A 19,392-nucleotide genomic window follows, 5' to 3' on the forward strand; every position below is an offset into this window, starting at 1 on the left:
CCCCCCGCCACATCCGACCGCGCCCCGCCGGCCCGCCCCCCCCCGCCCCCCGCCGCCCGCCCCCGGCGGCCCCCCCCCCCCCGGGCGGGGACTCCCGGGCCGGCCGGTCGGCTCACCAGCGGTGGGCGACGTCGATCACCAGCCGCGGGGTGTGGTCGCTGTTCGGCGTCCCCGGCAGGACGAAGACGCGGAACGGCAGCCGGGCGCGGACGCCGAGGGCCAGGGTCGTCTGCCCCTCGAACGAGCCGGCCCACGCGACCTGGCGGAACGTCGCGTAGCCGCCGACGGCGACCACCTCCCGCGGGTCGCGCGGCAGGTAGGTCGGCCGGCCCAGGTCGTCGTACGCCGGCGCGTGGACGACCACCTGCAGGACGGCGCCGCCCCGGACGGGGACCGGCCGGCCGGAGCCGTCCTCGGCGACCCGGGCGACGTAGCGGACGTCGTAGGAGCCGAAGGTGGTGTCCTGCCCGCCGAGGTCGAGGACCAGGCGGTCGAAGCAGGCGTGCTGGCCGGAGCGGACGTTCAGGAGCCGCTCCCGGTCGTACTGCTGCGAGTGCTCCGGGGTGGACCCCCAGACCTGACCGCAGAAGGGCGCCGCGGACGCGGTGCCGGTCAGGAGGGTCAGCGAGAGGGCGGCGGCGCCCACCAGGGCGGCGACGGCACGGAGGATGCGGGGACGGGACATGGCTGCCTCCTCGGAGGCGGAGGGTGCTGCGGTGTCCTGGACTCCGACGACGGCGGCGGACGGGCGCCGTCGCGCAGGAGGCGGGACCCCGTGCGGTCGCGGGGGACGTCGTCCGCCCGCTCCTCCCGCCCGCCCGGCCGGGGACCGGCCGGACCGGGGCCCGGGCGCCACCCGGCGGGGCGGCGACCGGACCCGTGCTCACCCGACGCGTGCGGCATCCACGGCGGGCCGGGCCGCGAGCCGGTCGACGTGGGCGTGCCGACCGGTGCGGCTGGTACGCGGGGTCATGGCGACCTCCGGGCGACGTTGATCGGATCAGCGGCAGAGTCCGCCGACGCGCCGCGGAGCAGCAAGGCCCCGCGATGTCCAGGACCGACGAATGATCGGCGTGTCGGTTGGCAAGGTGTTGCCGCTGTGATCGACCGATCACCCGAGCGGCGGGCGAGGTTCGCCAGGACGGATCCGGAAGGCCGGACGTGCCGGGCGGACCGGGCCGTGGCAAACCCCACTGATGCGATGGGGATGGTGTGCGTTATGTTTCCGCCGTGCCTCCGCTGCCCCTGCTCGTGGCCTCTCGCCACGTCGACCACGGGTGGCTCAGCAGTGCTCTCTGTCCGGTGGCCTGACGCCGCCGCTTCCTGACCCCTTCCCGGGTGCGCGGTCCGTCGACGCGCTGCCCGTGGCTCCCGTCGTCGCCGTGCGCCTCCGCTCAGACGAGGACACATGACAGACCACCGCACGACCCGCCGCCGCGCCCTCTCCCTGCTGGCCCTCGTGCCGCTGGTCGTCGGCCTGGCCGCCTGCGGCGACGACTCGGACTCCGGCGGCTCCGGTGACTCCGGCGGCTCGGGTGCCGCCGCCGAGCTCCGCCTCGGCTACTTCGCCAACGTCACGCACGCCGCCGCTCTGATCGGCGTGGAGCAGGGCCTCTTCGAGGCCGAGCTCGGGGACACCGAGCTGACCACCCAGGTGTTCAACGCCGGCCCGGACGTCGTCGAGGCGGTCTTCGCCGGCGCGCTCGACGCCTCCTACATCGGCCCGAGCCCCGCGATCAACGCCTACGGGCAGAGCGACGGCGCCGCCATCCGGATCATCGCCGGTGCCGCCTCCGGCGGCGCCCAGCTCGTCGTCCGGGAGGGCATCGACTCCCCGGAGGACCTACGGGGCACGACGCTGGCCACGCCCCAGCTGGGCAACACCCAGGACGTCGCCCTGCGCACCTGGCTGACCGAGCAGGGCCTGGAGAACAGCATCCAGGGTGGCGGTGACGTCACCATCGCCCCGACGCCGAACGCCGACACCCTTCAGCTCTTCCGGTCCGGCGACCTCGACGGCGCCTGGCTTCCCGAGCCGTGGGCCTCCCGCCTGGTCCTCGAGGCCGGCGCTCAGGTGCTGGTCGACGAGCGCGACATCTGGCCCGACGGGGAGTTCGTGACGACGCACCTGATCGTGCGCACGGAGTTCCTCGAGCAGTACCCCGAGACGGTCGACGCCCTGCTGCGTGGCCACGTCGCCGCGGTCCAGCTCGCCACCGACGACCCGGCCGCCGCCAAGGAGGCCGTCAACGCAGGGCTGGAGGGCGCCGGCAGCTCGGCGCTGGACGCCCAGGTGCTCGACCGTGCCTGGGAGAACCTCTCCGTCACCTGGGACCCGCTGGCCGCGACGCTCGAGGAATCGGCACAGGACGGCTTCGACGCCGGCACCACCGAGGAGCTCGTCGACATCGACGGCATCTACGACCTCCGCCCGCTCAACTCCATCCTCTCCGACCTCGACCTGGAGCCGGTTGACGCCGGCGGCCTGGGCGAGGCCTGAGCCGTCCCCAGGGAGACACGATGACCGCCAGGCAGCTCCTCGCCGAGTCCCCCCGGGTGCGCCCCGGTGAGACCGGAGGTCCGGTTCCGCCCCCTGCCGTGCGGGTCAGCGGGGTGTCCCAGGTCTTCGAGCGCGGCCGGCCGCCCGTGCTGGACGGCGTCGACCTCACCGTGGCGCCGGGCGAGTTCGTCTGCCTGGTGGGTGCCTCGGGCTGCGGCAAGTCCACGCTGCTCAACCTGATCGCCGGACTCGTCGAGCCCACGGGCGGGGAGGTTGAGGTCAGCGCCCGGCGGCCGGCGCTGATGTTCCAGGAGCCGGCTCTCCTGCCCTGGCTGACCGCCAGCGGCAACGTCGAGCTCGCGCTCAAGGCGCGCGGCGTCGGCCGCGCCGACCGGCGGACCGAGGCCGGGCGGCTGCTGTCGCTGGTGAACCTCGACGAGCACACCGGCAAGCGGGTGCACGAGCTGTCGGGCGGCATGCGCCAGCGGGTGGCCCTCGCCCGTGCCCTGGCGCAGGACAGCCCGGTGCTGCTGATGGACGAGCCGTTCGCCGCGCTCGACGCCATCACCCGCGACGTGCTGCACCTGGAGCTCGCGCGGATCTGGGCCGAGCAACAGCTCTCCGTCGTCTTCGTCACGCACAACGTGCGCGAGGCCGTGCGGCTGGGGACGCGGGTCGTGCTCATGGGCTCCCGCCCCGGCCGCATCGTGCGGGAGTGGCCGGTCGACCTCACCCAGCCGCGGACGATCGAGTCGTCGGGCGTCAGCGAGCTCGCCGCGGAGATCACCGCCGAGCTGCACCGGGAGATCAGCCGCCATGGCCACTAGCACGCAGGCGGCCGGGGGTGGGGGCCGGCCGGCCGCAGCGCCCGACGACGAGACCCGGGCGCTCGAGGCGGGCCTCGACGCGCTCGACACGGAGGTGACGCTGCCCCCCGGGCCGGGCCTGGGAAAGCGGTTCGTCCGGTCGGTCCTGCCGCCGATCGTCTTCCTGGCCGCGCTGGTCGGCGTCTGGCAGCTCGCCTACGCGGCGGAGATCAAACCTCCGTACGCGCTGCCCTCGCCGGCCGACGTCGCGGAGGTCTTCTGGGCCACGGTGACCGACGGCCGGGCGTTCTCGGCGATCTGGACCAGCCTCAGCCGGGGCGCGGTCGGCTTCGGGCTCTCCCTCGTGATCGGCACCCTGCTGGGGCTGGCGATGTGGTGGAGCCGGTGGCTGCGCGCGGCGATCGGCCCGATCGTCAGCGGCCTGCAGAGCCTGCCCTCGGTCGCCTGGGTCCCGGCGGCGATCATCTGGTTCGGGTTGACCAACGCGGCCATCTACACCGTCGTCCTCCTCGGGGCGGTCCCGTCGATCGCCAACGGGCTGCTCGGCGGCATGAAGCAGGTCCCGCCGCTGTTCGACCGCGTCGGCCGGGTCCTCGGGCTGTCGGCGCTGGGCCGCACGCGGCACGTGCTGCTGCCCGCGGCCCTGCCCGGCTACCTCGGCGGGCTGCGGCAGGGTTGGGCCTTCGCCTGGCGCTCGCTCATGGCCGCCGAGCTGATCACCTACTCGCCGCAGCTGGGGCAGGGGCTCGGGCAGCTGCTCAACCTGGGCCGCGAGCTGTCGCAGATGTCGCTGGTCATCACGTCGATCGGGCTGATCCTCGCGGTCGGCGTCGCGATCGAGCTCCTCGTGTTCGCCCCGCTCGAGCAGCGGGTCCTCGTGCGCCGGGGGCTCACCGTCCGCTGACGGTGTGCAGGGGTGGGGGTTCCGCCGAGGGCGGAACCCACACCCCTGGTACGTCTCCTGCCCCGGTCCTACCGTGTAAGCGTGTAATCACACGCGCCACGAGGAGGCCGTCATGCACGCACACCGCTTCGCCGACGCCGCGTTCGGCGGCCGTGGGCCCTGGGGCCGCGGCCGGGGACCGGGTCGCGGTCGGGGTCAGGAGGCACCCCCGCCGGTCGACCGTGCCGAGGTCGCCGGCTGGTTCGCCGGCCGGCTGCCTGACGGCTGGTTCACCGAGCCCGTGGAGCTGGCGATCGACCGGGACGAGATCACCGTCGTCGGCCGGCTGCCGGAGCCGGAGGTGGGGGACGGCGACGCCGCGGCCGCCCGGGCCGGTCGCATCGCCCGGTTCCGCGAGGAGACCCGCGAGCAGCGGATGGCGATCGCCGACGCCGCGCAGGACCGCTACGGCCGTTCGGTCGCCTGGGGAGCGGCCTGCGGCGACGCCCGCGAGCTGTTCACCACCCTGTCGGTGCCGGTGATGACCCGGCTGCGCCAGCCCGAGCGGCTGGTGCTCGACACCCTGGTCGACGCCGGCGTCGCCCGCTCGCGCTCGGAGGCGCTCGCCTGGGCGGTGCGGCTGGTCGGGCGCAATGCCGAGGCCTGGCTCACCGAGCTGCGCGACGCGATGACCGCGGTGGAGGAGGTGCGGTCGCGCGGGCCGCGGCCGGACTGACCCTGGGGCACGCTGACCGGGTGGCCATCCCGCTCGAGCTGCTGCGCACCGCCTACGGCGACCTCGCCGGGCTGCTGCCCGCGCTGACGCCGGAGGAGCAGTGGCGCCCCACCGGCTGCGCCGGGTGGACGCCGGTCGACCTGGGCTGGCACCTGCTGGCCGACGCCCGCCGCGGCCTCGTGGCGCTGTCCACCCCCACGGCCGGCCCGGTGACGACCGACGCGGTCGGTTACTGGCGCGCGTGGCAGCCGACCGCCGAGGACGAGGGCCGCGACCTGTGGGCCACGCGGGTGTCGGCGAGCGTCACCGGCGGGCTGGCCGGCATCCGCGGGCCGTACGCCGAGACGGCCGCCGCGGTGCTGGTCTCGGCCGGCCGGGCGGACCCCGGCGACCTGGTGGCCACCCAGGGGCACGTGCTGACCGTCGCGGACCTGCTCTCCACGCTCGCGGTGGAGGCCGCGGTCCACCACCTCGACCTGGTCGCGCACCTGGACCGGCCCGGCCCGGGCGCCGGGCCGCTGGCCGAGGTCCGGCGGGTGCTCGAGGCGCTGCTGGGCCGGCCGCTGCCGCGGGGGTGGGACGACGCCAGCGCGGCCCGCCGCGGCACCGGGCGGGAACCGCTGACCGAGGGGGACCGGCAGGCGCTGGCCGAGGCGGCCGACCGCCTCCCGCTGCTCGGATAGGACACTGGAGGCGTGAGCAGCGCCGTCGCCCCGCCCCCGACCACCGACGTGCTGGTCGTCGGCGCCGGTCCGGCCGGCTCGGCGGCCGCAGCCTGGGCCGCGCGGGCGGGGCGGGAGGTGGTGCTGGCCGATGCCGCCGTCTTCCCGCGGGACAAGGCCTGCGGCGACGGGCTGACCCCGCGGGCGATCGCCGAGCTGGACCGGCTCGGCCTGGGCGACTGGGCCCGGTCACGGGCCCGCAACCGCGGCCTGCGCGCGGCCGGGTTCGGCCAGGAGTGGCAGCTGCCCTGGCCGGGCGGGGAGTTCCCCGACCACGGCAGCGCGGTGCCGCGCACGGAGCTGGACACCCGGATCCGGGCGTGCGCGCTGGAGGCCGGCGCGACGCCGGTGGAGGGTGCCCGCGCCGTGGACGTGGAGCGGGACGGCGACCGGGTGACCGGCGTGGTGTTCGAGACCGGTGGGCAGCGGGTCACCGTCGGCTGCGCGCGGCTCGTGGTGGCCGACGGCGTGCGCTCCCCGCTGGGCCGGGTGCTGGGCCGGGAGTGGCACCGGGACACCGCCTACGGGGTCGCGGCCCGGGGGTACCTGCCCTCGGGGCGGGCCGACGACGAGTGGATCTCCTCGCACCTGGAGCTGCGCGGCACCGCGGGGGAGCTGCTGTCCGGCTACGGCTGGGTGTTCCCCCTGGGCGCGGCCGCCGGCGAGGTCAACATCGGCGTCGGCACGCTGGCGACCGCCCGCCGCCCGGCCGGCGTGCAGCTGCGGCCGCTGCTGGACGCCTACGCCGCGTCCCGCCGGGAGGACTGGCAGCTCGACGGTCCGGTGCGCGCGCCGGCCTCGGCGCTGCTGCCGATGGGCGGCGCGGTCTCCGGGGTGGCGGGGCGGAACTGGGCGCTGGTGGGGGACGCCGCCGGCTGCGTCAATCCGCTGAACGGGGAGGGCATCGACTACGGGCTGGAGACCGGCCGGACGCTGGCCGACCTCCTGGACGAGCCGGACTGGACGCACGCCTGGCCGGAGACCCTGCGCCGGCACTACGGGGAGGCGTTCTCCATCGCCCGCCGGCTGGCCGGCCTGCTCACCGTGCCGCGCTTCCTGCCCGCCGCCGGGCCGGTGGGGATGCGCTCGCGGGCGCTCATGACGGTGGCCCTGCGCGTGATGGGCAACCTGGTGACCGACGCCGACCGCGACGTCGTCGCACGGCTGTGGCGGGCGGCCGGGCGCGGCTCGGCGCGGTTCGACGAGCGCCGTCCGTTCAGCTGACGCCTCAGACGAACGGGGAGTTGAAGACCGCGAAGTAGACGGCGATGTAGTGGCAGATCGCCGCCACGATCGTCATCGCGTGGAAGACCTCGTGGTAGCCGAAGGTCCCGGGCCAGGGGTTGGGCTTCTTGATCGCGTAGGCGACGCCGCCCACCGTGTACAGCACGCCGCCGGTGGCCAGCAGCACCAGCGACGCCACGCCGGCGATGTGCAGGATGTCGGTCAGGAAGAAGACGGCGACCCAGCCCAGCCCGATGTACAGCGGCACGCCGACCCAGCGCGGGGCCGTCGGCCAGGTCAGCTTGAGCGAGACGCCGGCGATCGCGCCCGCCCAGACGACCACCAGCACCCAGTACCCGAACGGCTGGTCGACGGCGAGCAGCGCGAAGGGCGTGTAGGTGCCGGCGATGAAGAGGAAGATCATCGAGTGGTCCAGCCGCTTCATGATCTTCCAGCCGCGCGGTGACCAGCGACGGCGGTGGTACAGCGCGCTGATGCCGAACAGCCCGCAGATGGTGGCGCAGTAGACCGCGACGGAGAACCCGGCGCGCGCCCCCTGCACCGAGGCCAGGGGGATGAGCACGGCGCCGGCGGCGATCGCGCCGAAGAAGGCGAACAGGTGCAGCCAGCCGCGCATCCGGGGCCGGGTGTCGGGGTGGTCCCAGTCGGCGTCGTCGCCGAAGTCGGCCGCGGTCCAGGCCCGCTCGATCCGTTCGCCCTCCTCGCGGACGGCGGTGAGCGCCTGCGCGGCCGGTGCCTGGATCTCGGCGCCGTCCGCCTCGACCCGGATCTCGCCGGACCCGCCGGGCGCGTTGCTCATGGACCGAGGTTACGGAGGCGTAGGGAGCGCTGCACCCGTTGCCGGCTGTGAGCTGGCTGTCAGGACGGCGTCCCCATGCAGGGACTCACCCGAGGCCGCGCCGCGTCACCGGGCGGGGGCCTAGGGTGACCCGCGTGGGGGTGCGTCAGCTGGTGCGCGACCTGCTCACCCAGGTCTACGAGCGGCGCCTGGCGCGGGCCCTGGTCGGCGCGGACACGCCGCGGCACGTCGGCGTCATCGTCGACGGGAACCGCCGCTGGGCGCGGTCGATCGGCCTCGAGGACCCCAACGCCGGGCACCGGCGCGGCGCCGACCGGATCGCCTCGCTGCTGGCCTGGTGCGACGAGGCCGGGGTCGAGGTGGTCACCCTCTTCCTGCTCTCCACCGACAACCTCACCCGGCCCGAGCCCGAGCTGCTGCCGCTGCTCCGGATCATCGAGGGCGTCGCCGAGGACCTGTCGGCCCCCGACCGCCGCTGGCAGCTGCGGCCGGTGGGCGCGCTGGGGCTGCTCCCGGCCGAGACCGTCGCCGTCCTCAAGCAGGCGGAGGAGGCCACCCACGACCGGCCCGGGGCCACGGTCAACCTGGCGGTCGGCTACGGCGGGCGGCGGGAGATCGCCGACGCCGTCCGGTCGCTGCTCGCCGAGCACGCCTCCCGCGGGACGACGATCGGGGAGCTGGTGGACACCCTCGACGTCGAGCACATCGCCGAGCACCTCTACACCCGCGGCCAGCCCGACCCCGACCTGGTCATCCGCACCAGCGGGGAGCAGCGGCTGTCGGGGTTCCTGTTGTGGCAGACCGCCCACTCGGAGTTCTACTTCACCGACGTGTACTGGCCGGAGTTCCGCCGCGTCGACTTCCTGCGCGCGCTGCGCGCCTACTCCGCCCGGCACCGCCGCTTCGGCGGTTGAGAGAGTGGGCGCCATGAGTGCAGCGGGGGTCGACGTCGCCGGGGAGTACGTCCGGCTGGGCCTGCGGTTCGACCGGCTGGAGAGCGGGTTCGTCGACGCCTACACCGGGGACCCCCGGGTACGCGCGGAGGTCGAGAGCGAGCCGGCACCCACGGCGCAGGCGCTGCGCGACCAGGCGCGGGCGCTGCTGGGCGAGCTCGACGTCGCCGGCCTGCCGGCCGACCGGACGGCGTTCCTGCGCGGGCAGCTGACCGGGCTGGAGTGCAGCGCGCGGAAGATGAGCGGCGAGCCGGTCGCCTTCCGCGACGAGGCGCGCAGCTACTTCCAGGTGGACGTCGAGCTCGGCGACCCGGCCGACTACGCCGCCGCGCACGCCCGGCTCGGGGAGCTGCTGCGGGGGGAGGGGACGCTCGCCGAGCGCTACGCCCGCCACCGCCGCCGCGAGGAGTGCCCGCCGCAGCGCCTCGAGGTCGCCGTCCAGGCGCTCTCCAGCGCGCTGCGCGACCGGGTCCGCACCGGCTACGGGCTGCCCGAGGTGGAGACGGTCCGCTACGAGGTGGTCACCGACAAGCCGTGGTCGGGGTTCAACTACTACGAGGGGGCCTACCGCTCGCGGGTCGCCATCAACGCCGACCTGCCGCACCGGCTCAGCCAGCTGCCGCACCTGGTCGCGCACGAGTCCTACCCGGGCCACCACACCGAGCACTGCCGCAAGGAGCAGGGCCTGGTCGAGCGCGCGGGGCGGATCGAGCACACGGTCTTCCTGGTCAACACCCCCGAGTGCCTGATGGCCGAGGGGCTGGCCGACCTCGGCGTGCAGGCGTCGGTGGGCGAGGGCTGGGGGACGTGGGCGGCCGAGGTGCTCGACGACCTGGGGCTGCGCTTCGACGGGGCGCTCGCCGAGCGCGTCGCCGCCGCGGCCGCGCCGCTCAACCGCGTGCGGCAGGACGCCGCGATCATGCTGCACGACCGCGGCGCCGATCCCGACGACGTCGTCGCGCACCTGCAGAAGTGGTCGCTGGTGAGCCACGACCGGGCCCGCCAGCAGCTGCGCTTCCTCACCCACCCGCTGTGGCGGGCCTACATCACCACCTACGTCGAGGGCTTCGAGCTGCTCTCCCGCTGGCTCGACGCCCGGACGGCCGGGCAGCCCGTGGCCGACCGGTTCCTGCGCCTGCTGGACGAGCCGCTGACCCCGGCCGTCGTCGCCGGCGAGCTGCAGGCCGCCTGAGCGCGATGGGACGACGCAGCCCCGCCGAGGCCCGCGTGCTCGGCCTCTGGAGCGCCGGTTGCCTCTTCGTGCTGCTGCTCGCGGGGATCCTCTGGATCGGCGACCTCGCCCTGCAGTGGCCGGTGCTCGCCGTCCCGCTGGTGTGGGCGCTGGTGGCGGCACGGCCGAGGCGGGGCGCCGTCCGCCCGGCCGACCGTCCCGCCGTCCGCCCGGCCGACCCGTGGCGCGACCCGCCGGCCGACGGGCGGTCCTCCGGCGACGGCCACCCCGCGACCCGCGAGGCGCCCACCCTGCCGCGCGTCCCCCGGCGGCCGCCGCGCCGGGACTGGTGACGCACGCCCCGGCTCCGGGCGATCCGTCCTTGGTGCGGGTGGTGCCGGTGGTGCCCTCTTCGGGGGACACGTGGCCCGCTCGACATGTTCCTGTCACCTGCCGGGCCTAGCGTCCGGGATGGACGACGGGGATCCCTCCGCCGTCCACGGGAGGCCCGGTTGGTGCTGACGAGTTCGTCGACCAGGGGGGCCGGTACCCGGCCCCTGAGCCGGGGCCCGGCCACCTTCGAGCGGGGGCGCGCCCTGTCACCTCGGTGGCGCCCCACGGGAGTCGACTCGTGACCACACGCCGCACGTTCGTCCTCGACACCTCCGTCCTGCTCTCCGACCCGGGCGCCCTGCGCCGGTTCGGGAACTCCGACGTGGTCCTCCCGCTGGTCGTCATCGGGGAGCTCGAGGACAAGCGGCACCACCCCGAGCTGGGGTGGTTCGCCCGGCAGGCACTGCGCATCCTCGACGACCTGCGCCTGGCGCACGGCCGGCTGGACGCACCGGTGCCCATCGGCGACGAGGGCGGCGCCCTGCACGTGGAGCTGAACCACAGCGACGCGTCCGTGCTGCCGGCCGGTTTCCGCAACGACAGCAACGACAGCCGGATCATGGTCGTCGCGCTGAACCTGCGGGCCGAGGGGCGCGACGTCTGCCTGATCACCAAGGACGTGCCGCTGCGGGTCAAGGCCGCCGCCGTCGGCCTGGACACCGACGAGTACCGGGTGGTGGAGGCCGTCGACGCCGGCTGGACCGGCATGGCCGAGCTGTCGCTGGACGACGCCGAGCTCGACGCGCTGTACGAGGTGGGGGAGACCTTCGTGCCCGCGGCCGCCGAGCTGCCCTCGCACACCGGTCTGGTGCTGCTCAGCTCCCGTGGGTCGGCGCTGGGTCGGGTCACGCCGGACAAGCAGGTGCGGCTGGTCCGCGGCGACCGGGAGGCGTTCGGCCTGCACGGTCGCTCTGCCGAGCAGCGGGTGGCGCTGGACCTGCTGCTGGACCCGGAGATCGGCATCGTCTCCCTCGGCGGGCGCGCCGGGACCGGCAAGTCGGCGCTGGCCCTGTGCGCGGGGCTCGAGTCGGTGATGGAGCGGCGGGCGCACAAGAAGGTCGTCATCTTCCGGCCGCTCTACGCCGTCGGCGGGCAGGAGCTGGGCTACCTGCCCGGCAGCGAGGGCGAGAAGATGTCGCCCTGGGCGCAGGCGGTGTACGACACGCTGGGCGCGCTGGTGTCGCGCGAGGTCACCGAGGAGATCGCCGCCCGCGAGCTCATCGAGGTCCTGCCGCTCACCCACATCCGCGGGCGGTCGCTGCACGACTCCTTCGTCATCGTCGACGAGGCGCAGTCGCTCGAGCGCGGCGTCCTGCTCACGGTGCTCTCCCGGCTGGGGTCGGGCTCGCGGGTGGTGCTCACGCACGACGTCGCGCAGCGCGACAACCTGCGGGTCGGCCGGCACGACGGCATCGCCGCGGTCATCGAGGCGCTGAAGGGGCACCCGCTGTTCGCACACGTGACGCTGACCCGCTCGGAGCGCTCGCCGATCGCGGCGCTGGTGACCGAGATGCTGGAGGACCTCCCGCTCTGACCACGGCCGGTTCCGCTCTTGCGGTGTCCCTCGTGCTCTCGCGGTCCTGCAGCACCGCAGGAGCGCGAGGAGCACCGCAAGAGCGGCGGTTCAACCGCGTCGGCGTCCTCTGGCGAATGCCCGGCGCAGGCGATCGTCGATCCGCTGCGGGCGGTCGAGGTCTGCCCAGATCCACCGAGCGACCTCGCGGCCGGCGTCGCGCACGTCGTCCTCCCGGATCTTCTCGGTGAACACCGCGTCGCCGGGCTCCTGACCCGGGCGGAGCAGGCGGCCGTACTTGATCCGCCCGTCGAACTCCGCAACCGTCCGCTCCTCCTCCCAGCCGAAGTCGCAGAACCCGATCCGCGAGCCGTCGGCTCGCCGGACCTCCACCTGCAGGTCCGGCGCTGGGAGCCCGAGCCGGTGGATGAGCACCCGGCTGCGGCTCTCGCCGACGCTGCCACTGCGGCCGTCGGCGAAGTCGACCACGCGTGCCGCCCGGCGGCTGCCCGGGACGGGCCCCATGTCCTGGAGACAGCTGCGCAGCCGGTCCTCCGTGGTCAGCTCCCGCTTGAGCGCCGCGTCCGCCAGCACCACCGCGGACTCGAAGGTCGCCGTCCGCGCCAGGTCGATGACCGTCCGTGCGACGTCGGTGACGACGACGCCGTCGACTGTCGTCACCTGGGTGTCCGGTAGACGAGCCAGGTGGAGGTGGACCCGGGCGCTGCCACTGCCGGCGGACCCCGGAGGCCGGATCACGTGGAGCCTCCGCGCCGGTAGCCGCCACAGCGGCAGTCCGTGGAGCAGCGCCGCCGAGGCGTGGCTCACCACGCCGGGCACCCGCAGGCCCGCCGCCGTCGCGAGCATCCGCAGGCGGTCATCGGTGGGCGTGTCCGGCTGGACGTGGGCACCGCGCTGGAGACGGACGAGCTCCCGCCGGCGCACCATGCGGGCCAGCTCGTCGTCGGAGTAGCCCCCGGCGAGCGCGACGGGGCGGAGCAGGGCAGGCGTGGGGCGGTCGGTCACCCGGTGAGCGTCGCGAGGGGGAGCCGTCGGAGGAGGTCATCGGCCGGACCTGTGGACGACCGTCCGCGGCTCTTGCGGCGTCGTCCCCGCTCTCGCGGTGCTGCAGCGCCGCGAGAGCGCGAGCAACACCGCAACAGACGCGGGGCAATGGCGGTCAGGGGGCCGGGGTCGGCTCCGTGTCCAGAGGGGCCGACGGCTCCGGGTCGCGAGCCGGCCGGTGCGCCTCCTGCCGCGGGCGCGTGACGGAGGTGAGCAGGGCGACCGCCGCCCAGGCCGCGGCCAGGCACCAGGGCAACCGTGCGACCACGTCCTCGAGCGTCAGGTCGCCGCGCAGGCCCAGGGCGAGCACCGGCAGGGCCAGCACGAACGCGAGCCCGAGGACCTCCCAGCGCAGCGGGCTCATGTCTCGTCGCTCTCCAGCCGCTCACACAGCAGCGACGCCCAGCGGTGCGCGGTGGCCCGCGCGCCGTCGAGCAGGGCGACCGGCAGCGCGGCGCGGGAGAGCACCGCCGCGGGGTCGGCCGTCAGGTCGGTGTCCTGGACCATCAGCGCGTCCACCCGGGGGAGGGCGTCGAGCCAGGGGCCGAGGTCCTCGGACTTGCGGGTGGCCTCGACGACCGCCCAGACCGCCGACGGCGCCCAGATGGCCAGCATCTGCTCCAACCACGTGCGGCCGCCGGCGCGCAGCGGCGCGTCGACCGCGACCACCGTCATCTCGCCGGCCTGCAGCGCCTCCTGCTTGCGCTCCATCGCCGTGTCGACCGACGCGATCCGGCTCCCGTGCGCCACGAGGTTCGCGAGGTCACCGCGGCTGGCCCACTGGAGGCGGTCGGCGTCCAGGCGCAGGGACGCAGCCAGCGAGCGGGCGGCCGCGAGGGTCTCGGCGCCGGGCCCGACCACCAGCAGCACCTCGCCGGGACCGGTCGGCACCGCGGGCGCCGCCGGCAGCTTGGCGAGGACCCGGGTCAGCGCGGCGTAGGTGCCGTGGGCGGCGATGTCGGCCGCGAAGCCGCCACCGAGCAGCGCCTCGGGCAGCCCGAGGGCGCGCAGCCGGTTCACGACGCCGACGGCCTCGATCATCCGCGGGTCGACCATGCCCCCCATGGGGACCAGCCCGCCGGGACGCTCCCGCACGGACGTGACGACGACGGCGCTGCCACCGGTCCGCGCACCCGCGCGGGGCACCGGCAGCGGCGTCACCGTGGCCAGACCCTGCGGCGCCCGGGACGACGCCACGCGGGCCACGGCCTGGCCGGGGACCGGCGGGAGCCGCCGCGGCGGCGGCACCGGCGGGCGACCGCCCAGCAGCGGCGGGATGGCCAGCTGCGCCCCCGGGCTGGGCGGCGGCAGCAGGGACAGCGGCGGCAGGATCGTGGTCGCGTCCAGCGGCAGCGGCGCCGGGTCGCTCGCCGTGGGGGCGAGGACGTCGGTCACGACCTCCCACTCGTCGGACTCCGCGGCGCCCTCCACCCAGCCCGGCTCGGCTGCGGCGGCCGACCGGATCGCCGGGCGCTGGGACGCGTTGGACAGCACGCCGCGGAGGATGTCGGTGAGGACGTCGTCGGAGGTGTCGTGCGCCAGCGCGGCGCGCAGCACCTCCGCCATCGCCTCCTCCCGGACGCTGGCCGGTCCTGCGACCTCGGGCTCGGACAGCCACTCGGGTGCGCCGGCGTCCTCCATCGGGAGGGCGAACTCGACGGTGATCGGCTCGGCCATCCGGACCGCCTCGCGCTCGGCGGCGATGCGGACGGCCTCGGCAGCCGCGGCCTGCTCGGCCAGGATGCGGGCGGCCTCGCGCTCTGCCACCAGGCGTGCCGCCTGACGCTCGGCGGCCATCCGGGCGGCTTCCTGCTCGGTGGCGATGCGGGCGGCTTCCTGCTCGGCGGCGATCCGCGCCGCCTCTTCCTCGGCGGCGATGCGGGCGGCTTCCTGCTCGGCGGCGATGCGCAAGGCCTCCTGCTCCGCGGCGATGCGGGCTGCCTCCTGCTCGGCGGCGATGCGGGCGGCTTCCTGCTCGGCCGCGATGCGCATGGCTTCCTGCTCCGCGGCGATGCGCGCAGCTTCCTGCTCCGCGGCGAAGCGCGCAGCCTCTTCCTCGGCGGCGATGCGGGCGGCTTCCTGCTCGGCGGCGATGCGCGCAGCCTCCGCGGCCAGCCGGGCGGCCTCTTCCTCGGCGGCGACCCGGGCGGCCTCCGCGGCCAGCCGGGCGGCCTCTTCCTCGGCGGCGACCCGGGCGGCCTCTTCCTCGGCGGCGATGCGGGCGGCCTCCTGCTCGGCGGCCAGCCGGGCGGCCTCTTCCTCGGCGGCGAGACGTGCGGCTTCGGCGGCGGCCCGCTCCCTGGCCAGGCGCGCCGCCTCGCGCTGCGCGGTGATGCGGGCGGCCTCCTGCTCGGCGGCGAGGCGGGCGGCCTCGGCGCGCTCGGCCGCAGCCCGCTCCGCGGCGGCCTTCTCGGCGGCGGCCCGCTCGACCGCGGCGAGCGCCGCAGCCAGGCCCGCGCCGGCCGTAGGGGTGGCGGGACCGCGGCGGGCAGTGGCAGAGCGTCCGGCGGCCTCGGTGCGCGGCGCGGCGGTGCGCGACGCCGCGGCCTGCGGGACCGCGGTGCTCACGGCCTCCTCGACGGCGGCCCGGACCTCGGAGTCGTCGCTCACGACCTGCGCCAGCGCCGCGGTGAACAGGGACGGGCCCGCGGGCTCCCCATCGGCCCGGGGCGTGGCCGGCGGTCGGGTACCGGCTCCGGTCCGGGCGCGCGGTGCGGTGGCCGGTCGCGCGTTCGCCGCCGCGCCGCCGCGAGGGGCCGCGGAACGGCCGGCGGACGCCGCCCGGGCGAAGCTGGCGCGGTCGTAGACGCCGACGTCGGGGGCGTCCCCGGCCCCGTGGCCCAGCAGCCCGGCCAGCTCGTCGACCGGGTCGGGGCGCGAGGACCGGGTGGCACCGGCTCGACGGGCCGGCTCCTGGCGGGCGGCCGGGTACGCGTCGTCGTCCCGGTCGTCGGCGAACCGGTCGTCCCGGCTCAGCGCGGCCTCGATGCGCCGTCGGGAGTCGGCCAGCGGCGCCGGCTCGCGGCGGCGCTGCTCCACCTCCTCGACCTCGGCGACGTAGCGCTCGGTGGCGAAGAAGCCCATGACCCCGCCGCTGCGCGTCTTGCGGACGGCGACCACGCGGGCGGACGAGCCGTACTTCTCGCGCGCAGCGGCGATGGCGCCCTCGCGCGTGGCGGCCTCAACGGATGGCAACGGCACCGCTCACCACTCCCAGTGACTCGATGGTGGCCGTCCGGGAGACCTCCGAGTAGGAGATGACCGGCAGCCGGGGCAGGACCTGGCGCATCAGGCGGGACAGAGCCGCCCGGATCTGGGGGGAGCACACGAGCACCGGGGCGAGGCCGTGTCGCTCGGCCTCCTCCAGCAGCCCGGAGCACCCGGTGACGAGCGCGTCGACCGAGCCGGCGTCCAGCGCCAGCACCTGGCCGCCGTCGCTCTGCCGGACCGACTCGAGCAGGCGCTGCTCGAACCCGGGGTCCAGCGTCAGCACGTGCAAGCGCTCGTCGGGGCTGACGTAGGGGTGGCTGATCGCGGCGCCCAGCACGGCGCGCACGGCCTCGACCAGCCCGTCGAGGTCGGTCGACGTCTTGGCCCGGACCGACAGCGCCTCGAAGATGCGCACCAGGTCGCGGATGGAGACGTTCTCGGCCAGCAGCGCGTGCAGCACGCGCTGCACCTCGCCGAGGGTGAGCAGCGCCGGGGTGAGTTCCTCGACGACGATCGGGTGGGTCCGCTTGACCATCTCGACGAGCAGCCGGACGTCCTCGCGGCCCAGCAGCTCGGCGGCGTTCTGCCGCACGACCTCGGCCAGGTGGGTCGTGATGACCGACGAGCGGTCGACGACCGTGGCACCGGCCATCTCCGCCTGCCGCTGCAGCTCCACGGGCACCCACTTGGCCGCCAGCCCGAACACCGGCTCGCGGGTGGCCCGGCCGGGCAGCCCGTCGAGCCCGTCGCCGATGGCCAGGACGGTGCCGGCCGGGGAGGTCCCCTTCGCCGCCGGGACGCCGTTGAGCCAGATGACGTACTGCGAGGCGGGCAGGTCGAGGTTGTCGCGGGTGCGCACGAGCGGGATGACCAGGCCGGTCTCCATGGCGACCTTCCGGCGCAGCGCCTTGACCCGGTCGAGCAGGTCGCCGCCGCGGCTGGAGTCGACGAGGTCGACCAGGTCGAAGGCCACCTCGAGCTCCAGCGGGTCCACCCGCATCTTCTCGGCGATGGCCTCGGGGGAGTCGGGGCGCGGCTCGTCGTCGTCGGCGACCGCGGCCTCGGCGTCGTCGTCCTCGTCGACGGTCTCCTGCATGCGCGCGGCGAGGAGGAAGAAGAGCGCCGCGATGATCAGGAACGGCAGCACCGGGATGCCGGGGATGAGGCACAGGGCCAGCGCGCCGCCGCCGGCGATGCGCACCGGTTGCTTGAAGCGGCCCAGCTGGGCGAGCAGGTCGCTGCCCATGTCGCCGTCGGAGGCCGAGCGGGTGACGATGATGCCGGTGGCGGTGGAGAGCAGCAGGGCGGGGATCTGGGAGACCAGGCCGTCGCCGACGCTCAGCAGCGAGTAGGTCTGCACGGCCTCCCCGGGAGCCATGCCCTTCTGCATGACGCCGATCGCGAAGCCGCCGATGAGGTTGATCAGCGTGATGATGATGGCCGCGATCGCGTCGCCCTTGACGAACTTCGAGGCGCCGTCCATCGACCCGTAGAAGTCGGCCTCGGCGGTGATCTCCGTGCGGCGCCTGCGGGCCTGCTTCTCGTTGATCAACCCGGCGTTGAGGTCGGCGTCGATCGCCATCTGCTTGCCCGGCATGGCGTCGAGGGTGAAGCGCGCGCCGACCTCGGCCACACGGCCGGCGCCGTTGGTGATGACGACGAACTGGATGATCGTCAGGATCACGAAGATCACGAGCCCGACGATCAGCGAGCCGCTGATCACGAAGTGCCCGAAGGCCTCGATCACCTTCCCGGCGAAGCCCTCGCTGAGCACCAGCCGGGTGGAGGAGACGTTCAGCGCCAGCCGGAACAGCGTCGCGATGAGGATCAGCGCCGGGAAGACGGCGAAGTCCAGCGGCCGCCGGATCTGCATCGCGACCAGCAGGATGAGCAGGGACGCGGTGATGTTGAGGCCCAGCAGCACGTCCAGCACGGCCGCGGGCAGCGGCACGACCAGCATGAGCACGATGGCCACGACGCCGATCGGGACCGCGGCCCTGCCCATGCCTCTCACACCGAACTCATCGGCAGTTCGGCTCAACCCCGGCACCGGCCGGCAGCCGGCCCGGCGCACGCGTCCCAGCCGCCCCACCGGTCACGGGCAGGCGGCTGCGCGAGATCTGCACACTCGTCGGCATCAGCGCCTGATGCCGACGACTGTGCAGATCTCGTCGAGGAAGAGGAGGGGAGGGGTCAGGACGCCGCGGGCACCCTCCTGCGACCGGCCACGGGGAGCCCCTCGACGTCGGGCGCCTCGAAGCCCGGGCGGTGCAGACCGCCGTGCACCCCGCGGGCGCCCAGCTGCATGACGAAGGCCAGCACCCGGGCCACCGCGGTGAACAGCTGCGGCGGCACCTCCTGACCGATGTCGCAGGAGGCGTGCAGGGCCCGGGCCAGGGGGATGTCCTGCACCATCGGGACGCGCGCCTCGGCCGCCTTCTCGCGCAGGGTCGCCGCGATGAGGTCGGCGCCCTTGGCCACCACCCGCGGCGCACCCTTGGCGGGCTCGTACTTCAGGGCCACGGCCACGTGGGTCGGGTTGACCAGCAGCACGTCGGCCTGGGCGACCTCGGCCATCATCCGGTTGCGGGACATGGCGAGGGCCGTCGACCGCCGCTGGGCCTTGATGTGCGGGTCGCCCTCGGACTGCTTGTGCTCCTGCTCGATCTCGTAGCGGCTCATCTTGAGCTGCTTCATCATCTTGATCCGGACGATCACGTAGTCGACGACGGCGATCAGCAGCCCGGTGACGGCGACCACCCGCAGCATGAGCACCGCGCAGCTCGTGAAGGTGCTGACGATCACCGAGATCGGCAGCGCGCCGGCCGAGGCCACCAGCGTCTGCGCCCGCTCGCTGAAGACCACGACGACGACCCCGAGCGCCGCCGTCTTGATCACCGCCTTGGACGCCTCCCAGAGGCCCTGCGTGCCGAACATCCGCTTGATGCCCGGGAAGGGGTTGAGCTTCTTCAGGGTGGGCTTGAGGGGCTTGGCCGTCACCGTGACCCCGCCCTGCGCCGCCGACGCCACGATGCCCACGACCATGAGGCCGAGGGCGACGGGCAGCAGCGTGGAGAGGAACGCCGACAGCGCCTGCCCGAGCAGGCCGGTGAGGCGCTCGGAGCGCGGGTCGTCGGCCACCGCGCCGATCTGGACGAACAGCTCGCCCACCGCGGTGTAGGCGTTGCCGGTCAGCATCGGCATCAGGAAGCTGGCGACCGCCACCCCCGCCCAGGTGCCCAGCTCCTGGGTCCGGGGGATCTGGCCGTCCTTGCGCGCCTCCTTGAGGCGCTTCGGAGTCGGCTTCTCGGTCTTCTCCCCACCGGGACCGTCCTTGGCCATCAGCCCACCCCCTCACCGGGGGTGCGCGGCCGT

Annotated in this window: 17 protein-coding genes; 10 read left to right on the forward strand and 7 right to left on the reverse strand. The window is 75.2% G+C overall.

What is annotated here, in order from left to right; all coding sequences use genetic code 11:
- Positions 1-112 precede the first annotated feature (112 nt).
- Positions 113-685, reverse strand: a complete 573-nt coding sequence (locus ACK586_RS19820; protein ID WP_409332227.1) for an AMIN-like domain-containing (lipo)protein — start codon at positions 683-685, stop codon at positions 113-115.
- 723 nt (positions 686-1,408) lie between these two features.
- Between ACK586_RS19820 and ACK586_RS19825 the strand changes: the two genes are divergently transcribed.
- From ACK586_RS19825 to ACK586_RS19850, 6 genes are all read left to right on the forward strand, one after another.
- Positions 1,409-2,500, forward strand: coding sequence for an ABC transporter substrate-binding protein (locus tag ACK586_RS19825; protein WP_409332228.1), 1,092 nt, complete (start codon positions 1,409-1,411; stop codon positions 2,498-2,500).
- A gap of 20 nt (positions 2,501-2,520) precedes the next feature.
- Entirely contained in the window at positions 2,521-3,327 is an 807-nt protein-coding gene (locus ACK586_RS19830) for an ABC transporter ATP-binding protein (protein WP_409332229.1), read from the forward strand.
- Positions 3,317-4,231, forward strand: coding sequence for an ABC transporter permease (locus ACK586_RS19835; protein WP_409332230.1), 915 nt, complete (start codon positions 3,317-3,319; stop codon positions 4,229-4,231). The genes ACK586_RS19830 and ACK586_RS19835 overlap by 11 nt, the downstream gene beginning before the upstream one ends.
- 112 nt (positions 4,232-4,343) lie before the next feature.
- A complete protein-coding gene (locus tag ACK586_RS19840; RefSeq protein ID WP_409332231.1) occupies positions 4,344-4,946 on the forward strand; it encodes a hypothetical protein in 603 nt (200 codons plus the stop codon).
- A gap of 20 nt (positions 4,947-4,966) precedes the next feature.
- Positions 4,967-5,629 (forward strand): maleylpyruvate isomerase N-terminal domain-containing protein, encoded by a 663-nt coding sequence (locus tag ACK586_RS19845; RefSeq protein WP_409332232.1) that lies wholly within the window; start codon positions 4,967-4,969, stop codon positions 5,627-5,629.
- Positions 5,630-5,641: 12 nt separating this feature from the next.
- Positions 5,642-6,892, forward strand: coding sequence for a geranylgeranyl reductase family protein (locus ACK586_RS19850; protein ID WP_409332233.1), 1,251 nt, complete (start codon positions 5,642-5,644; stop codon positions 6,890-6,892).
- A 4-nt stretch (positions 6,893-6,896) separates the two neighbouring features.
- Here ACK586_RS19850 and trhA read toward each other — a convergent pair whose 3' ends face one another.
- Entirely contained in the window at positions 6,897-7,712 is an 816-nt protein-coding gene (trhA, locus tag ACK586_RS19855) for a PAQR family membrane homeostasis protein TrhA (protein ID WP_409332234.1), read from the reverse strand.
- Positions 7,713-7,846: 134 nt separating this feature from the next.
- On the opposite strand from trhA, the gene ACK586_RS19860 reads away from it, so the two are divergent.
- The 4 genes from ACK586_RS19860 (at position 7,847) to phoH2 (ending at position 11,763) form a co-directional block, all read left to right on the forward strand.
- Positions 7,847-8,626 (forward strand): isoprenyl transferase, encoded by a 780-nt coding sequence (locus ACK586_RS19860; RefSeq protein ID WP_409332235.1) that lies wholly within the window; start codon positions 7,847-7,849, stop codon positions 8,624-8,626.
- 13 nt (positions 8,627-8,639) lie between these two features.
- Entirely contained in the window at positions 8,640-9,857 is a 1,218-nt protein-coding gene (locus ACK586_RS19865; protein WP_409332236.1) for a DUF885 domain-containing protein, read from the forward strand.
- Between the two features lie 5 nt (positions 9,858-9,862).
- Positions 9,863-10,189: a hypothetical protein gene (locus ACK586_RS19870; RefSeq protein WP_409332237.1), complete on the forward strand. Its 327-nt coding sequence runs from the start codon at positions 9,863-9,865 to the stop codon at positions 10,187-10,189.
- A gap of 278 nt (positions 10,190-10,467) precedes the next feature.
- Positions 10,468-11,763 (forward strand): RNA 5'-3' helicase PhoH2, encoded by a 1,296-nt coding sequence (gene phoH2, locus ACK586_RS19875; RefSeq protein ID WP_409332238.1) that lies wholly within the window; start codon positions 10,468-10,470, stop codon positions 11,761-11,763.
- Positions 11,764-11,853: 90 nt separating this feature from the next.
- On the opposite strand, the gene ACK586_RS19880 is transcribed toward phoH2, so the two are convergent.
- From ACK586_RS19880 to ACK586_RS19900, 5 genes are all read right to left on the reverse strand, one after another.
- Positions 11,854-12,768: a hypothetical protein gene (locus ACK586_RS19880; RefSeq protein WP_409332239.1), complete on the reverse strand. Its 915-nt coding sequence runs from the start codon at positions 12,766-12,768 to the stop codon at positions 11,854-11,856.
- Between the two features lie 154 nt (positions 12,769-12,922).
- Positions 12,923-13,171 (reverse strand): hypothetical protein, encoded by a 249-nt coding sequence (locus tag ACK586_RS19885; RefSeq protein WP_409332240.1) that lies wholly within the window; start codon positions 13,169-13,171, stop codon positions 12,923-12,925.
- Positions 13,168-16,002, reverse strand: a complete 2,835-nt coding sequence (locus tag ACK586_RS19890) for a hypothetical protein (protein WP_409332241.1) — start codon at positions 16,000-16,002, stop codon at positions 13,168-13,170. Before ACK586_RS19890 ends, ACK586_RS19885 begins: the two co-directional genes overlap by 4 nt.
- Positions 15,989-18,022: a flagellar biosynthesis protein FlhA gene (gene flhA / locus ACK586_RS19895; RefSeq protein WP_409332242.1), complete on the reverse strand. Its 2,034-nt coding sequence runs from the start codon at positions 18,020-18,022 to the stop codon at positions 15,989-15,991. The genes ACK586_RS19890 and flhA overlap by 14 nt, the downstream gene beginning before the upstream one ends.
- A gap of 188 nt (positions 18,023-18,210) precedes the next feature.
- Positions 18,211-19,359, reverse strand: coding sequence for an EscU/YscU/HrcU family type III secretion system export apparatus switch protein (locus ACK586_RS19900; RefSeq protein WP_409332243.1), 1,149 nt, complete (start codon positions 19,357-19,359; stop codon positions 18,211-18,213).
- Positions 19,360-19,392: the final 33 nt, after the last annotated feature.

The organism is Trujillonella humicola (genome assembly GCF_046233715.1).
GTDB lineage: Bacteria > Actinomycetota > Actinomycetes > Mycobacteriales > Geodermatophilaceae > Trujillonella > Trujillonella humicola.